Genomic DNA, 13,110 nt, shown 5'->3' on the forward strand with positions numbered 1-13,110 from the left:
GAGGTCCGTCAATGCTCCTGATGAGCGCCGCGGTTGACCACCGAGGATGCGCGCACCGGGGACGGGGGCACGGCCTGAGCGGTGGGGTCGGGCGCGGAGTCGGCGCGGACGACTTCCGGGGCGAAGCGGGCCACGGGGGCGGGAATTGGAGAGGGTCGGTCCCGGAAGGCGCGGAGCACCTGCGGCTGGGTCCACAGCCGCAGCACGAACCGCGTAGCGTTCCAACCGCCGTCGAGAAGGGGAAACGTCGCTACTTCGTCAACCACTGTCGGGTCCATGATGGCGATTGTCGTCACTCCCGTCCGTAATGAGCAGTTCGCCCCTCACCTTCTCCGCGTGAAGAACTCACCTCGTCTCCGCGTGGAGAAATCATCTCGGCCTGCCCAGACATGAGTTATTCACGGGGCAGATCGTGCTCACCGCACTGGCCGTGCGCCTCTCGATCGGCACATTCTCAGGGGCGGTGAGGATCACGGGGTTCACCGCCACATCACCATCACGGGGATTCGCCATGGACATCGAACTGCTGGGACCGCTGGAAGTGAGCGAACAAGGTACGTCCGTCGTGCCGAGCGCGGGAAAGCCACGGCAGATCCTGGCTCTGCTCGCGCTGCGGGCCGGACAGGCGGTACCCGCCGAGACGTTGATGGAGGAGCTGTGGGGAGACGACATTCCCCGCAGCGCCGCCACCACCCTGCAGACGTACATCCTGCAACTGCGCCGCAGGATCGAAGCGGCTCTCGACGGCCGTCCCGGCGCCGCCGCCAAGGACATCCTGGCTACCCGCTTCGGCGGCTACCTGCTCCAGCCACGGGACGGCTACCACGATGTGCGGCACTTCGAGCAGTTATCGGCGCAGGGGGCCACCGCGTTGGAGGCCGGTGACGCGCTCATCGCCTCCCAGTTGCTCGGCCGGGCGATGCGGCTCTGGCGCGGACCCGTCCTCGTCGACGTACCGGCGGGCCGGGTGCTGGCGCTGGAGGTGTTGGGTGTCGTGGAGGGTCACTCGCGCGTCAGCGAACTGCGCATCGAGGCTGATCTGCGGCTCGGGCGCCACGCCGACCTGGTCGGGGAGCTGCGGATGCTGGCCTCCCGGCATCCCATGCACGAGAGGTTCCACGCCCAGCTCATGCTGGCGCACTACCGCTGTGGCAACGCCTGGCGGGCACTTGAGGTCTATCGCCAACTGCGTGACACCCTCGACCATGAGCTGGGCATCGAGCCCTCCCGGGCCCTGCGGCAGCTCCAGCGTGCGATCCTCAACAACTCACCGCGGTTGGACGCCCTGCACGGCTTCGACGAGTCGGACCCGAGCGTCCCACCGGTGAGCGCCCCCGCCCCGCGTCGCGGCCCCCGGGGGCCAGGTCGCGCGGGCCACCGGGTCAGCGCCCCGGAGCCGGCGTGTCGGCCAGGGAGTGGAAGCTCCGCCTGACGTAGACCAGGGGCGTTCCCCGCCCGAGGTCCACCTGGGTCACCCGGCCGACCAGGATCGTGTGGTCCCCGGCGAGGTGCCGGTCGTATGCCCGGCAGCGTAGGACGCTCAGCGCACCGGTGACCGTGTGCAAACGGTCGGGGGTGAGAGTCAGGTCGTCTCCGCGGAACTTGTCCGCGCCCCGAGTGGCGAAGCGTTCGGCCACCGCTTGGTGCTGGGGGCCGAGCACGCTGACGGCGAACTCCGCGCAGTGGCTGAACGCCTCGTGGGACTCTGCCGAGTTGGCGAGGCAGACCAGGACCAGCGGCGGATCCGTGGACACGGAGCAGAAGGAGCTGGCGGTGAAGCCGCGCGGAAGCCCGTTCGGGCCACGCGTGGTGACGATCACGACGCCGGACGGGAAGAGCGACATGGCTTCCCTGAAAGCCGCCGCGTCGGCGGCCCGGGTCCCGTCGATCACGGCAGCACCACGACCTGTCCCGCGTAGTTCAGGCCCGCGCCGAACCCCAGCAACAGCGCGCGGTCGCCCTTGCCGACCGTTCCCTCGGCCAACAGGGCCTCGATGGCCAGCGGTATGGAGGCCGCGCCGGTGTTCCCCATCCGCACCACGTCCCTGGCGACCACGGTACGCGGACCGAGTCCGAGCCGTTCCGTCATCAGCTCGATCATCCGCAGGTTGGCCTGGTGCGGTACGAAGGCGTCCAGGTCGTTCGGGGTGACGCCGGCCGCTTCCAGCGCCCCGCGAGCGGCAGGGGCGACCTCTTCCAGGGCCCAACGGAAGACGCGCCGGCCGTCCATCCGCATCCACGGTCGGCCCACGCCGCCCGGATCGGCGGCGAAGGTGCCCCAGGGCCCGGTCATGGCGAGCGCGTCCGCATACCGGCCGTGGGCCTCGCGGACGACCGGCCCGATGCCGGGCTGGGCGGAGGGCCCCACCACGACGGCGCCCGCCCCGTCCGCGAACAGGAAGGAGATGGACCGGTCCTGTGGTTCGACGATGTCGGTCATCCGCTCCGCGCCGATCACCAGCACCCGCCGGGCGCTGCCCGCCCGCACGGCGTCGGACGCCAGGGCCAGTGCGTGGCAGAAGCCCGCGCACGCCGCCGAGACGTCCACTCCGGCGGCGGAGCGGGCACCCAGCTCGTAGGCGACCCGCACGGCCAGGGGCGGCGTCTGCACCAGGTTCGACATGCTGGCCACCAGGACCAGGTCGACGTCGCCCGGGTCCACTCCGGCTTGGGCCAGCGCCTTGCCGGCCGCGCTGACCGCCATGGCCGGGAGCGTCTCGTCCCCTTCCGCGAACCGCCGCGCGCGGATGCCGGTACGGGACTCGATCCACTCCGGCGTGGAGTCGATCCGCGCGCAGATCTCGGCGTTGCTGACGCTTGTGCGCGGCCGGTACCCACCGGCTCCGAGGATGGTGCTGTGGCCGCCCCGCCCTGTCGCGATGCGCATCGTCAACTCCCTTGTTAGGCAAGCTTGTTACTCCAAGACGCGACTCAGTCTGGGCGACGTCCCTCGAACGCGGATCGAGCAGGGCTGGGGCTGGGGCGTCAAGCGGGTGTCGAGTGGCGCTCGAGTCCGCGCGGTCACCGTGACCGGGTTCCACACCCACACCACTCACCCGCACAGGGGGACCACCATGGCCACGTTCACCCTCACCGAGCTGAAGCGGATCGTGACGGCGTGCCTCGACGACGAGCAGGCCGACGCCCTCGACGGCGCTCTGGACACCACCTTCGCCGACCTCGGCTACGACTCGTTGACCGTCTACGAGATCGCCACGCGCGTCCAGGACGGTTTCGGTGTCGCCGTCTCCGACGACGATCTGGACGGGCTGAAGACGCCGCGCGACCTGCTCGACCACGTCAGCAGCCGACTGACCGGGGTCTGACACCCGGTCGCCCGGGGCGGTGCCACCCCGCGCCTCGCGGTCGCCGGTCAGGGCGAGGGCGCCCGGTGCCCCGCCGGTCAGGAGGAGGCCGGTCGGCGCGAAGCCGCTGGCGGAGTCGGTCAGGGCCGGCTGGCGGGGCCGGCCGCCCGGGCCGCCCCGGCCAGCCGTTCCCGGGCGGCGGCCAACACCGTAAGGTCCCGACTGCCTCCCGTCAGCGGCGGCAGGAGCGGCAGGACCTCGCTCGCCCCGGACCGCACGGCGGGGTGGCGGCGAGCCGCCGCCGACAGTCCGCCGTCCGCGCTCGCGTCCAGCAGGAAGAGCCCGGGGGCGGTGCCCCGCGCGTCGAGCAGCGCGGACAGCGCCTCCCCGTACCGCACCGGCGTGACCAGCTGGCCGGCCCAGAACTCCCCCGAGACGGCCTCGCGGGGAGTGACGGTCCGCGCGGTGCGCGTCGAGATCAGTTCGTGCGTGGGCGGGCGTAGCCGGCCCACGTCGATGAGCCGCGTGAAGCGGTCGGCGTGCGGGCCGAGCGCCGGAGTGTGGAACGCCACGTCCGACCGCGTCGCCCGTACGGTGAAGCCCGCCCCGCGCAGCCGGTCGGCCGTGGCGGCCAGTGCGGGGCCGGGCCCGGCGACGACCGTCTGCCGGGGCCCGTTGACCGCGGCGACGGTCACGTCCGCGCCGGTCAGCGGGGCGAGTTCGGCCGTGCTCGCGGCGACCGCGAGCATGCCGCCGCCCTCGGCCCCCCGCAGCGCCCTGGCCCGCGCGGCCATGAGAGCGGGCGCGTCCTCGGGCGTGAACACCCCCGCCAGACACGCGGCCGCCAACTCGCCGACGCTGTGACCGAGAAACGTCCGCGGGCCGTTCGACCAGCGCGCGACCGTACGGCCGAGGGCGTGGCCCACGGCGAACAGCAGCGGCTGGGCGTGGCGGGCCAGGTCCAGTTCCGGGTTGGGCCCCGGGCGCAGCCACTGTTCGCGCAGTGCCTCGCCGGCCTTCCCGTACCCGGCGAGGAACAGGTCCAGGTGGCGGGTGAACTCCGTGTCCTGGCCGTACAGGCCCGCCGCCATGCGTTCTCGCTGCGCGCCCTGGCCTGGCAGCAGCAGTACCGCCTGTGGTGTCTCCACGGTCCTCTCCCTTCGGTTGGTCGGCATGTCGGTTCGTCGGCATGCCGGTACCTCGACGCGGTGCGTGCGCCGGTGCGGTCGCGATGACGTTGCCGGCGCGGCCTTGGCACCGGGTGGAGGCCGGCTCGACTCCCCGGCGCGGCGCGCCAGTGTTCCTCGAGTCGGGTTTGAGAGCCGCCGACCACAGTCAGCACCAGCCGGGGCGGCGCACTGCTCGCGCCGGCTCATCCAGTCACCGCGAGGGAGTTGCCCACAGTGGAACAGCGACGTGTCGCCATCACCGGAATCGGTGTCATGGCCCCAGGGGGTGTGGGCCGGAAGGCGTTCTGGGACCTGCTGACCTCCGGCCGGACGGCCACCAGGAAGATCTCCTTCTTCGACCCCTCACCCTTTCGATCGCAGATGGCCGCCGAATGCGCCTTCGTCCCCGAGGAACACGGGTTCACCGCGCGGGAGGTCCGGCGCATGGACCGGGCCGCGCAGCTCGCCGTGGCCGCTGCCCGGGAGTGCCTGGCGGACAGCGGGCTGGAGTTCGCCTCCCTGGACCCGTCCCGGGTCGGTGTGACCGTGGGCAGCGCGGTGGGCGGCACGACGAGCCTGGAACGGGAGTACCTGGTACTCAGCGACAGCGGGCGGCAGTGGACGGTGGACGCGGACTACCTCTCGCCGCATCTCTTCGACGCCTTCGTTCCCAGTTCGCTGGCGATGGAGGTGGCCTGGACGGTGGGCGCGGAGGGGCCGGCGTCGGTGGTCTCCACCGGGTGCACCTCCGGGCTCGACTCCGTCGGCCACGCCCGCGACCTGATCCTCGAGGGCAGCGCGGACGTGGTGGTCGCCGGCGCGGCCGACGCCCCGATCTCCCCCATCGCCGTCTCCTGCTTCGACGCCATCAAGGCCACCTCGCCGCGCAACGACGACCCCGAGCACGCCTCGCGACCGTTCGACCGGAGCCGCAACGGGTTCGTCCTGGCGGAGGGCGCGGCGATGTTCGTCCTGGAGGAGCTGGGGCACGCCCGCGCCCGGGGCGCCCACGTCTACGGGGTCATCTCCGGGTACGCCACGCGCTGCAACGCCTATCACATGACCGGTCTCAAGCCCGACGGCCGGGAGATGGCCGAGGCGATCCGTCACGCGCTGGGCGCGTCCCGCACCGACCCGGCGTCGGTCGACTACGTCAACGCGCACGGCTCCGGTACCAAGCAGAACGACCGGCACGAGACCGCCGCGTTCAAGACCGCGCTCGGCCACCACGCGTACCAGGTGCCCGTCAGTTCCATCAAGTCCATGATCGGGCACTCGCTCGGCGCGATCGGCTCCATCGAGATCGCGGCCTGCGCCCTGGCCATGGAGCACGGCGCCGTGCCGCCCACGGCCAACCTGCACGAGCCCGACCCCGAGTGCGATCTCGACTACGTGCCGAACGAGGCGCGCGAGCGCACCGTGGACACCGTCCTCAGTGTCGGCAGCGGCTTCGGCGGCTTCCAGAGCGCCATGGTGCTCACCCGGGCGGAGGCGGCATGAGCGCGCGGACCTCTCCACCGGCCGGGCCCACCCGGACGGACCCGGGCACGGCCCCGCGTACGGGCGCGGACCAGGGCACTGGCGCGGACAGCGCCCTGATCACCGGCATCGGGGTGGTCGCGCCCAACGGCCTGGGCACCGAGGAGTGGTGGGCGGCGACCCTGCGCGGGGAGAGCGGCATCCGCGAGATCTCCGACTACGACGCCGCCGCGTACCCGACCAGGCTCGTCGGGCGCATCCCGGACTTCGACGCCGCCGCGCACCTGCCGAACCGGCTGCTGCCGCAGACCGACCGTGTCACCCGGCTCGCCCTGGTCGCCGCCGACTGGGCGCTCGCCGACGCCGGCGTCGACCCGGCGCGGCAACCGGAGTACGGGATGGGCGTGGTGACCTCCAACGCCTCGGGTGGCTTCGAGTTCACCCACCGCGAGATTCGGAAGCTGTGGACGCGGGGGCCCGAACACGTCAGCGTCTACGAGTCGTTCGCCTGGTTCTACGCGGTCAACACCGGCCAGATCTCCATCAGGAACGGCATGCGCGGCCCGAGCGGTGTCATCGTGTCCGAGCAGGCCGGTGGGCTCGACGCCCTGGGGCAGGCCCGCCGCGGCCTGCGCGGCGGCGGCGATCTGGTGGTCAGCGGCGGAGTGGAGTCCTCGCTTGACCCGTGGGGGCTGGTCGCGCACCTCTCCACCGGCAGGCTGTCTCCGGTACCCGACGCCTCGCGCGCCTATCTGCCCTTCGACAGCCGGGCCACCGGCTATCTGCCGGGCGAGGGCGGCGCCATCCTCGTCGTGGAGTCCGCGTCGGCGGCGGCCCGGCGCGGCGCGGCGCGGGTGTACGGCGAGATCGCCGGATACGGCGCCACCTTCGACCCACGGCCCGGCTCCCCGCGCCCGCCCGGGTTGGCGCGGGCGGCGCGGGTCGCGCTGGCCGAGGCCCGGCTCGCCCCCGAGGAGGTGGACGTGGTGTTCGCCGACGCGGCCGGGGTGCCCGCGCTGGACGACGCCGAGGCCGCGGCCGTGCGGGAGGTCTTCGGGCCCTACGGCGTTCCCGTGACGGCCCCGAAGACGATGACGGGGCGGCTGTACGGGGGCGGGCCCCCGCTGGACGTCGCCGCGGCGTTGCTGGCGATCCGGGACCAGGTCATCCCGCCGACGGTGGGCGTCGACCAGCCCGACCCGCGGCACCGCCTCGACCTCGTGGGCGGCCAGGCGCGCGCGGGAGCGGTCCGTAGCGCCCTGGTGCTGGCGCGCGGACGCGGTGGCTTCAACGCCGCCCTCGTGGTCCGCGCGCTCGCGGCGACGTCCTGAGCGGCGGCCCGGCGCGCCCGCCGCGACCACCCCTGCCGGCGCCACGCGTACCACCCCATCCGACCGTCCGGCCCGGACCCGGGCGGCCTGTCAACGGACCAACCACTTCGAGGAGGCCGACATGAGCGGCATCGGCATCGACGACCTGCGCGCGATCCTGGCCGACTGCGCGGGCGAGGACCACCAGGACGGACGCGGTGACGACTTCGTCGACACCCCGTTCGCCGACCTGGGCTACGACTCCCTCGCGCTGCTGGAGACGGCGGCGCACGTGAGCCGGCGGTACGGCGTCTCGCTGGACGACGACACCGTCACGGCTCTGCACACCCCCCGCGAGTTCCTGGACAAGATCAACCAGTCCGCGTCACTCAGGGCCTGAGCCCACGGCGACGGACGAGAGGAGCACGAGATGACCACACCACAGAGCACGGTGGCTGACCGGCCCACCGGCGGCGGCGCCGACGCACGCGGCCCTGCCCTGATCACCGGCGCCACCCGGGGCATCGGCCACGCGATCGCCAGGACCCTGGCGACCCAGGGGTATCCCGTCTTCCTGTGCGGGCGCAGCGAGGAGGCGCTGCGGGCGACGGTGAGTGAGCTGCGCGCGGACGGCCTCACGGCCGACGGGGTGACATGTGATGTCACCGCGCGCGCCGAGGTGGAGCACTTCGTACGGTCGGCGGTGGAGCGCTTCGGCCCGGTGGAGGTCCTGGTGAACAACGCGGGCCGCAGCGGCGGCGGCGTCACCGCGGAGATCCCCGACACGCTGTGGCAAGACGTCATGGACACCAACCTCACCAGCGTGTTCACGCTGACCAGGGAGGTCCTGACCACCGGGCGCATGCGGGAGCGCGCCACCGGCCGGATCGTCAACATCGCGTCCACCGGCGGCAAGCAGGGTGTCGTTCTCGGCGCCCCCTACTCGGCGTCCAAGCACGGCGTGGTGGGCCTGACCAAGGCGCTGGGGCTGGAGCTGGCGCCGACCGGCATCACGGTCAACGCGGTCTGCCCCGGTTACGTGGAGACGCCGATGGCCAGTGACGTGCGCCAGCACTACGCCCACATCTGGGACATCAGCGAGGAGGCCGTGCTCGAACGGTTCCAGAAGAAGATCCCGCTGGGCCGTTACACCGAACCCGCCGAGGTCGCGGGCCTGGTGGGCTATCTCGTCAGCGAGGCCGCCGCCGCGATCACCGCCCAGGCGCTCAACGTGTGCGGCGGACTGGGGAACTACTGATGACCGAGAGCATCACCACGCCTCCCGTCCGGTTCGCGGAGCACAGCACGACGTTGCGCGCCCCGGTCGAGCGCGCGTACGCCCTGGTGGCCGACGTGACGCGCTGGCCGCTGCTGTTCGCGCCGTGCGTCGACGCGCGGGTCATCGACAGCCATCCGGGCGGCGAGCGGATTCGGCTGTGGGCGCTCGCGGGCGGTGGGGTGCGCAGTTGGACCTCGCGGCGCGAGCTGGCCGAGGACTCCCTGCGCGTCGGCTTCCGTACCGAGCACAGCGCTCCGCCCATCGCCTCGATGGCCGGATACTGGCAGCTGGAGCCGCCGGCCCTCGCGGGCGGCCCGGCGCGGCTGGTCCTCGGTCACGAGTGGACGGCGACGGACTCCTCCCCCGAGACCCAGCGGTGGATAGCGGAGGCCGTGGACCGCAACAGCGAGGCGGAGATCGCCTCCGTCAGGGACTGGTCCGAGCGCGCGCGGACGCCTGCCGAGCTGGTGTTCTCCTTCACCGACCGGATGAGCGTCAACGGTCCGCCGGCGGCGGTCTACGCGTACCTGCACCGCGCCGACCTGTGGCCCGAACGGCTGCCGCACGTCGAGCGGTTGGAGCTGACCAGCGAGCCCGCCTCGGAGACGACCGCGGGCGCCGAGGTGCAGACCATCGAGATGGACACGCGGACGCGAGGGCGGTCCACGCACACCACGCGCTCCGTGCGGCTGTGCTTCGCGGGCGAGCGCATCACCTACAAGCAGACCGCCGTGCCCCGTCCGCTGCTCGCCCACTGCGGTGAGTGGCGGGTGTCAGCGGTTCCCGGCGGCACCGAGGTCACCGCCCGGCACAGCGTCGTCCTCGATCCACTCGCCGTGGCAGACCACTTCGGCCCCGACGTCACGCTGGTGGAGGCCCGGCGCAGGGTGCGGGCGGCACTGGGCGGCAACAGCCTGCGGACCCTGGAGCGGGCGCGGCAGCACGTCGAGGACGGGGTGAGCGCCGCGTGAGGGGCGCGGGGCGCGTCGTGGGCGAGGCCGCGGAGGGCCTCCGGAGCGCCGGGGCCCGGCCCCCTGGTCCCCGCCGCGAGGCCGGGACCGGGTCACCACGGCTGGAGGAGGTGGCCGACGGGACGTACGCGTACGTGCAGCCCGAGGGCGGCTGGTGCGTGAACAACGCCGGGGTGCTGGTGGGCGGAGGCCGGCTGGCGCTGATCGACACCGTCGCCACCGAGCGACGGGCCCGTGCCCTGCGGGCGGCGGCGGCGAGCCTGTCGGACCTGCCGCCGCATCTGGTGATCAACACCCACTTCCACGGTGACCACACCTTCGGCAACGGCGTCGTGGCGGGCGGGGACGCCCTCATCGTGGCGCACGAACAGACTAGGGTGGAGATGGCGGGCGCCGGGCTCGGACTGGCGGGACTGTGGCCCGACGTCGAGTGGGGCGCGATCGAGGTCACCCTCCCGCACCTCACCTACCGCGACCGCCTCACCCTGCACCTCGGGGAGCGGCGGGTCGAGCTCATCCACCCGGGGCCCGCGCACACCACCAACGACACCGTGGTGTGGCTGCCGGAGGAACGCGTGTTGTTCGCCGGGGACGTGCTGCTCCCCGGCTGCACGCCCTTCGTGCTGATGGGTTCCGTCGCCGGCTCGCTGCGAGCCATCGACCACCTGCGCTCCCTGGGTCCGCGCACCGTGGTGGGGGGGCACGGGCCCGTATCGGGCCCCGGCGTACTCGACGAGACCGAGGAGTACTTCCGCTGGCTGCTGTCCGTCGCTCAGCAGGGCCGAGACGCCGGGCTCACGCCCCTAGAACTCGCACGCGAGGCGGGCCCCGGGCCGTACGAGGGGTGGCTCGACCCGGAGCGCGTCGTCGGCAACCTGCATCGGGCTTATTCCGAACTACGCGGCGAACCGGAGGGTGCGCGGCTCGACGTCATCGCCGTCTTCGCGGAGTTGGTGGAGTTCAACGGAGGCCGGCTTCCCGCCTGTTACGCCTGACCCCCCGTGTCGTGAGCCCCGCAGGTAACCGCCCGGGACGTGGCTCGCCGGCCCCTTTGCGGGTGGGCCGGGTGCCGGGCCCGACACCCGGCCCGCCCCGCTTCCCCGTTCACCACCAGCACCTGTCCACCCGACGCTGTCCGCCCACCCGGGCCCGGACCTGACCTCAACCAGCGCTCCGGCGTGCTTTGAGGGAGGAGCGGCACAGTGCACGGGACGCCGCCGGTGTCCCGAAGGCCCCATCGAAGGAGCGATCGTGTCCCAGTTCCAGCGCATGGACGAGCGCCAGCGCCCCGTATCGAGCGACCTCTACCTGGAGGTCACCCAGTTCTACGCCGATCACATGCAGGCGGTGGACGACGGCGACGAGCCACGCTGGAAGGCGGGCTTCGCCGAGGAGGTCGTCTTCACCACCGACGTGCTTCCCGCGCCCCTGACCGGCAAGGCAAACGTCGTTCCCAGGCTGCGACGCGCACAGGCCGAACTCGCCGCCCGGGGCGTCAAGCGCCGCCACATGATGAGCATGCTGACCGTGCACCCCGAGCCCGACGGCGACATGGACCAGGTCCGCACCCGCGCCAGCATGCTGGTGCTCCACGTGCTCCCGGGGCAGCAGCCCGCCGTCCACCGCAGCGGCACGTGGGATGACGTGCTCGTACGGAGCGAGGACGGGCTGTGGCTGATTCTTGCCCGCCAGGTCTCCGGCGACGGCGTCACCACGTAGCGAGCCACCCCGGCCGGTGTCACGCTCGCGCCGGCCCGTGCCGCGTTCCCACCTCCCGCGAGCCAGGCCCCGCGTTCACCCAGCGCCCTCGGCGCACCATCGCCCCACTCTCGGAGAAAGGCTTCACCTATGACCCACGCCACCGCACACACCACCCAGGCACCCGGCGACCTCTACGCGGAGGTGCGGACCTTCTACGCCCGGCAGATGCGACTTCTGGACGGCGGCGACTTCGCCGGGTTCGGCCGTACCTTCACCGAAGGCGGCGTCTTTCGGCCCGCCGGTGGCGGCGCCCCCCTTGTCGGCCCGGAGGCCATCGCCGCGGCGGCCGGTGGCGCGGCGGCGCGCTTCGGGGGCGGTCAGTCCCGCCACTGGTTCGACATGCTGTTGGTCGACGTGGCCGGCGATGGCGCGCTGCACACCTCGTACTACGCCGTGGTGAGCGTGACCCACGCCGACGGCAGCACCGTGCTGGAGCCCAGTTGTGTCGGCAAGGACGTTCTCGTTCGCGACGGGGGCCTGCTGCTGAACCAGTCGCGGGATATCCGCCGCGACGACCACCGCGCCACCAGGTAAGCGGCCCCTAAGCGCCCGCGCGCCCGCGCGAACTGACGGGCTCCGGCCACGGCGACGGCGCCGGTTCCAGCGAACGGATCGCTGGAACCGGCGCCGTCGTGCGCGGGACTCTCTTGCGCAGGGACCCGCCCGGGCCCGGGGTCACCCCCGGGCGGGCGACCGCAGCAACGTCTCGGTGTACGCCACGGCCAACGGTTCGAAGCGCAGCGCGACATGGCTCGCCCCGGCGTGCACGTCGCGCCAGACGCGCTGCATGAAGTGCGTCTGCGCCTGCCCCTTGGTGCCGCACGCCCGGAACAGCCGATCCACGGCTGTGGTCAGCAGTTCTACGGCCAGAGCCGTGTCACGGCCGTTGCGCGCGATCTGCTCCCCAGTCAACGGCCCCGCGTCGGCCGCCGCTGCCGACCGCTCCACCAGCAGACGCGCGCAGTCGATCTCCCCGTCCGCGCGCGCCAGGGAGACCTGGAGCGCGGAGCTGTGCACCACCGCCTCGCCCCGCGCGTCCTTCTTCGCCGGCAGCCAGTCCGCCGACGCCCGCAGGGCTCCCGCCACAGCCCCGAGCAGCGGTGCGGTGAACGTCAGGCCGTTGACGGCGAGCAACGGGGCGGTGTGCCAGGTGGTCGTGGTGCCGACGGCGCGGCCTTGCAGCATGTCGCTCCTGCGGAACGAACGGTGCGCGGGAACGAACACGTCGTCCACGACCAGAGTGTTGCTGCCGGTACCCCGCATGCCGACCGGGTTCCAGGTGTCCTCGATGGTGAACGCGTCCCGGGGCAGCGCGAAGAACAGCGGCAACCGCCGGCCGTCACCCGGCGCGCCACCGTCCTGAGCGAGGCCCAGGACGAGCGCCCAGTCGGCGTACTGGACGCCACTGGTGTACGGCCACCGGCCGCCGAGACGCCAGCCGCCGTTCACCGGCTCCGCCGCGCCCATCGGTGCCAACGCGCTGACCACGCGGGTGTCTGGCCCTTTCGCCCACACCTCCGCCTGCCCCTCCTCGGGAAGGCCGGCCGCGAAGCGCGCTGTGTAGGCGAGCAGGGACCCGACCCACGCGGCGGAGGCGCAACCCTCCCCCACCGCGGCCACCGCGCGGGTCAGTTCGGTGAAGGACGCGGCGCCACCGCCCCAGCGTTCGGGCACGAGGTAGCGGGCGAAGCCCGCTTCGAGCAGCGCCTCGACAACACTCGCGCGCACCTGTCGTTCGGCATCGCCGTCGGCCGCGTACCGGGCGGCGATCGCCCCCGCCTTCTGTGCGGCCGGCAGTAGACCTGTCACGGTGGGCACCGGGGCCACCTCCTCAGG

The 13,110-nt window shown here is 72.9% G+C and carries 15 protein-coding genes; 10 read left to right on the forward strand and 5 right to left on the reverse strand.

All coding sequences use genetic code 11. The features are described from left to right. Positions 1 to 8 precede the first annotated feature (8 nt). On the reverse strand, positions 9 to 278 hold the full coding sequence (locus tag ACFVFR_RS08570; protein ID WP_383698950.1) for a hypothetical protein: 270 nt from the start codon (positions 276 to 278) through the stop codon (positions 9 to 11). A gap of 233 nt (positions 279 to 511) precedes the next feature. Here ACFVFR_RS08570 and ACFVFR_RS08575 point away from each other — a divergent pair, with 233 nt between their 5' ends. Beyond that, positions 512 to 1,432, forward strand: coding sequence for a BTAD domain-containing putative transcriptional regulator (locus ACFVFR_RS08575; RefSeq protein WP_383698951.1), 921 nt, complete (start codon positions 512 to 514; stop codon positions 1,430 to 1,432). On the opposite strand, the gene ACFVFR_RS08580 is transcribed toward ACFVFR_RS08575, so the two are convergent. Beyond that, positions 1,383 to 1,892, reverse strand: a complete 510-nt coding sequence (locus ACFVFR_RS08580) for a flavin reductase family protein (protein ID WP_383698952.1) — start codon at positions 1,890 to 1,892, stop codon at positions 1,383 to 1,385. The two genes, ACFVFR_RS08575 and ACFVFR_RS08580, sit on opposite strands and share 50 nt — an antisense overlap. Beyond that, positions 1,889 to 2,887, reverse strand: a complete 999-nt coding sequence (locus tag ACFVFR_RS08585; protein ID WP_383698953.1) for a ketoacyl-ACP synthase III — start codon at positions 2,885 to 2,887, stop codon at positions 1,889 to 1,891. Before ACFVFR_RS08585 ends, ACFVFR_RS08580 begins: the two co-directional genes overlap by 4 nt. 187 nt (positions 2,888 to 3,074) lie before the next feature. Here ACFVFR_RS08585 and ACFVFR_RS08590 point away from each other — a divergent pair, with 187 nt between their 5' ends. Then, complete coding sequence (locus ACFVFR_RS08590) at positions 3,075 to 3,326, forward strand: acyl carrier protein (protein WP_383698954.1); 252 nt, start codon at positions 3,075 to 3,077, stop codon at positions 3,324 to 3,326. A 119-nt stretch (positions 3,327 to 3,445) separates the two neighbouring features. Here the strand turns inward: ACFVFR_RS08590 and ACFVFR_RS08595 are convergent, their stop codons facing one another. Further along, positions 3,446 to 4,453, reverse strand: coding sequence for an acyltransferase domain-containing protein (locus ACFVFR_RS08595; protein ID WP_383698955.1), 1,008 nt, complete (start codon positions 4,451 to 4,453; stop codon positions 3,446 to 3,448). A gap of 255 nt (positions 4,454 to 4,708) precedes the next feature. Here ACFVFR_RS08595 and ACFVFR_RS08600 point away from each other — a divergent pair, with 255 nt between their 5' ends. The 8 genes from ACFVFR_RS08600 (at position 4,709) to ACFVFR_RS08635 (ending at position 11,808) form a co-directional block, all read left to right on the forward strand. Next, positions 4,709 to 5,974 carry a beta-ketoacyl-[acyl-carrier-protein] synthase family protein gene (locus tag ACFVFR_RS08600; protein WP_383698956.1) on the forward strand — a complete coding sequence of 422 codons (1,266 nt, stop codon included), beginning with the start codon at positions 4,709 to 4,711 and terminating at the stop codon, positions 5,972 to 5,974. After that, positions 5,971 to 7,284 carry a ketosynthase chain-length factor gene (locus ACFVFR_RS08605; protein WP_383698957.1) on the forward strand — a complete coding sequence of 438 codons (1,314 nt, stop codon included), beginning with the start codon at positions 5,971 to 5,973 and terminating at the stop codon, positions 7,282 to 7,284. The genes ACFVFR_RS08600 and ACFVFR_RS08605 overlap by 4 nt, the downstream gene beginning before the upstream one ends. 121 nt (positions 7,285 to 7,405) lie before the next feature. After that, on the forward strand, positions 7,406 to 7,663 hold the full coding sequence (locus ACFVFR_RS08610; protein WP_383698958.1) for an acyl carrier protein: 258 nt from the start codon (positions 7,406 to 7,408) through the stop codon (positions 7,661 to 7,663). Between the two features lie 30 nt (positions 7,664 to 7,693). After that, entirely contained in the window at positions 7,694 to 8,521 is an 828-nt protein-coding gene (gene fabG / locus ACFVFR_RS08615) for a 3-oxoacyl-ACP reductase FabG (protein WP_383698959.1), read from the forward strand. Beyond that, entirely contained in the window at positions 8,521 to 9,513 is a 993-nt protein-coding gene (locus tag ACFVFR_RS08620; protein WP_383698960.1) for an aromatase/cyclase, read from the forward strand. Before fabG ends, ACFVFR_RS08620 begins: the two co-directional genes overlap by 1 nt. 110 nt (positions 9,514 to 9,623) lie before the next feature. After that, complete coding sequence (locus tag ACFVFR_RS08625) at positions 9,624 to 10,508, forward strand: MBL fold metallo-hydrolase (RefSeq protein ID WP_383698961.1); 885 nt, start codon at positions 9,624 to 9,626, stop codon at positions 10,506 to 10,508. A gap of 256 nt (positions 10,509 to 10,764) precedes the next feature. Beyond that, positions 10,765 to 11,232: a nuclear transport factor 2 family protein gene (locus tag ACFVFR_RS08630; protein WP_383698962.1), complete on the forward strand. Its 468-nt coding sequence runs from the start codon at positions 10,765 to 10,767 to the stop codon at positions 11,230 to 11,232. 129 nt (positions 11,233 to 11,361) lie between these two features. After that, positions 11,362 to 11,808, forward strand: a complete 447-nt coding sequence (locus ACFVFR_RS08635; protein ID WP_383698963.1) for a nuclear transport factor 2 family protein — start codon at positions 11,362 to 11,364, stop codon at positions 11,806 to 11,808. A 141-nt stretch (positions 11,809 to 11,949) separates the two neighbouring features. Here ACFVFR_RS08635 and ACFVFR_RS08640 read toward each other — a convergent pair whose 3' ends face one another. Next, positions 11,950 to 13,092, reverse strand: a complete 1,143-nt coding sequence (locus ACFVFR_RS08640; protein WP_383698964.1) for an acyl-CoA dehydrogenase family protein — start codon at positions 13,090 to 13,092, stop codon at positions 11,950 to 11,952. Between the last annotated feature and the right edge of the window lie 18 nt (positions 13,093 to 13,110).

This window comes from Streptomyces sp. NPDC057702 (genome assembly GCF_042799315.1).
Lineage (GTDB): Bacteria > Actinomycetota > Actinomycetes > Streptomycetales > Streptomycetaceae > Streptomyces.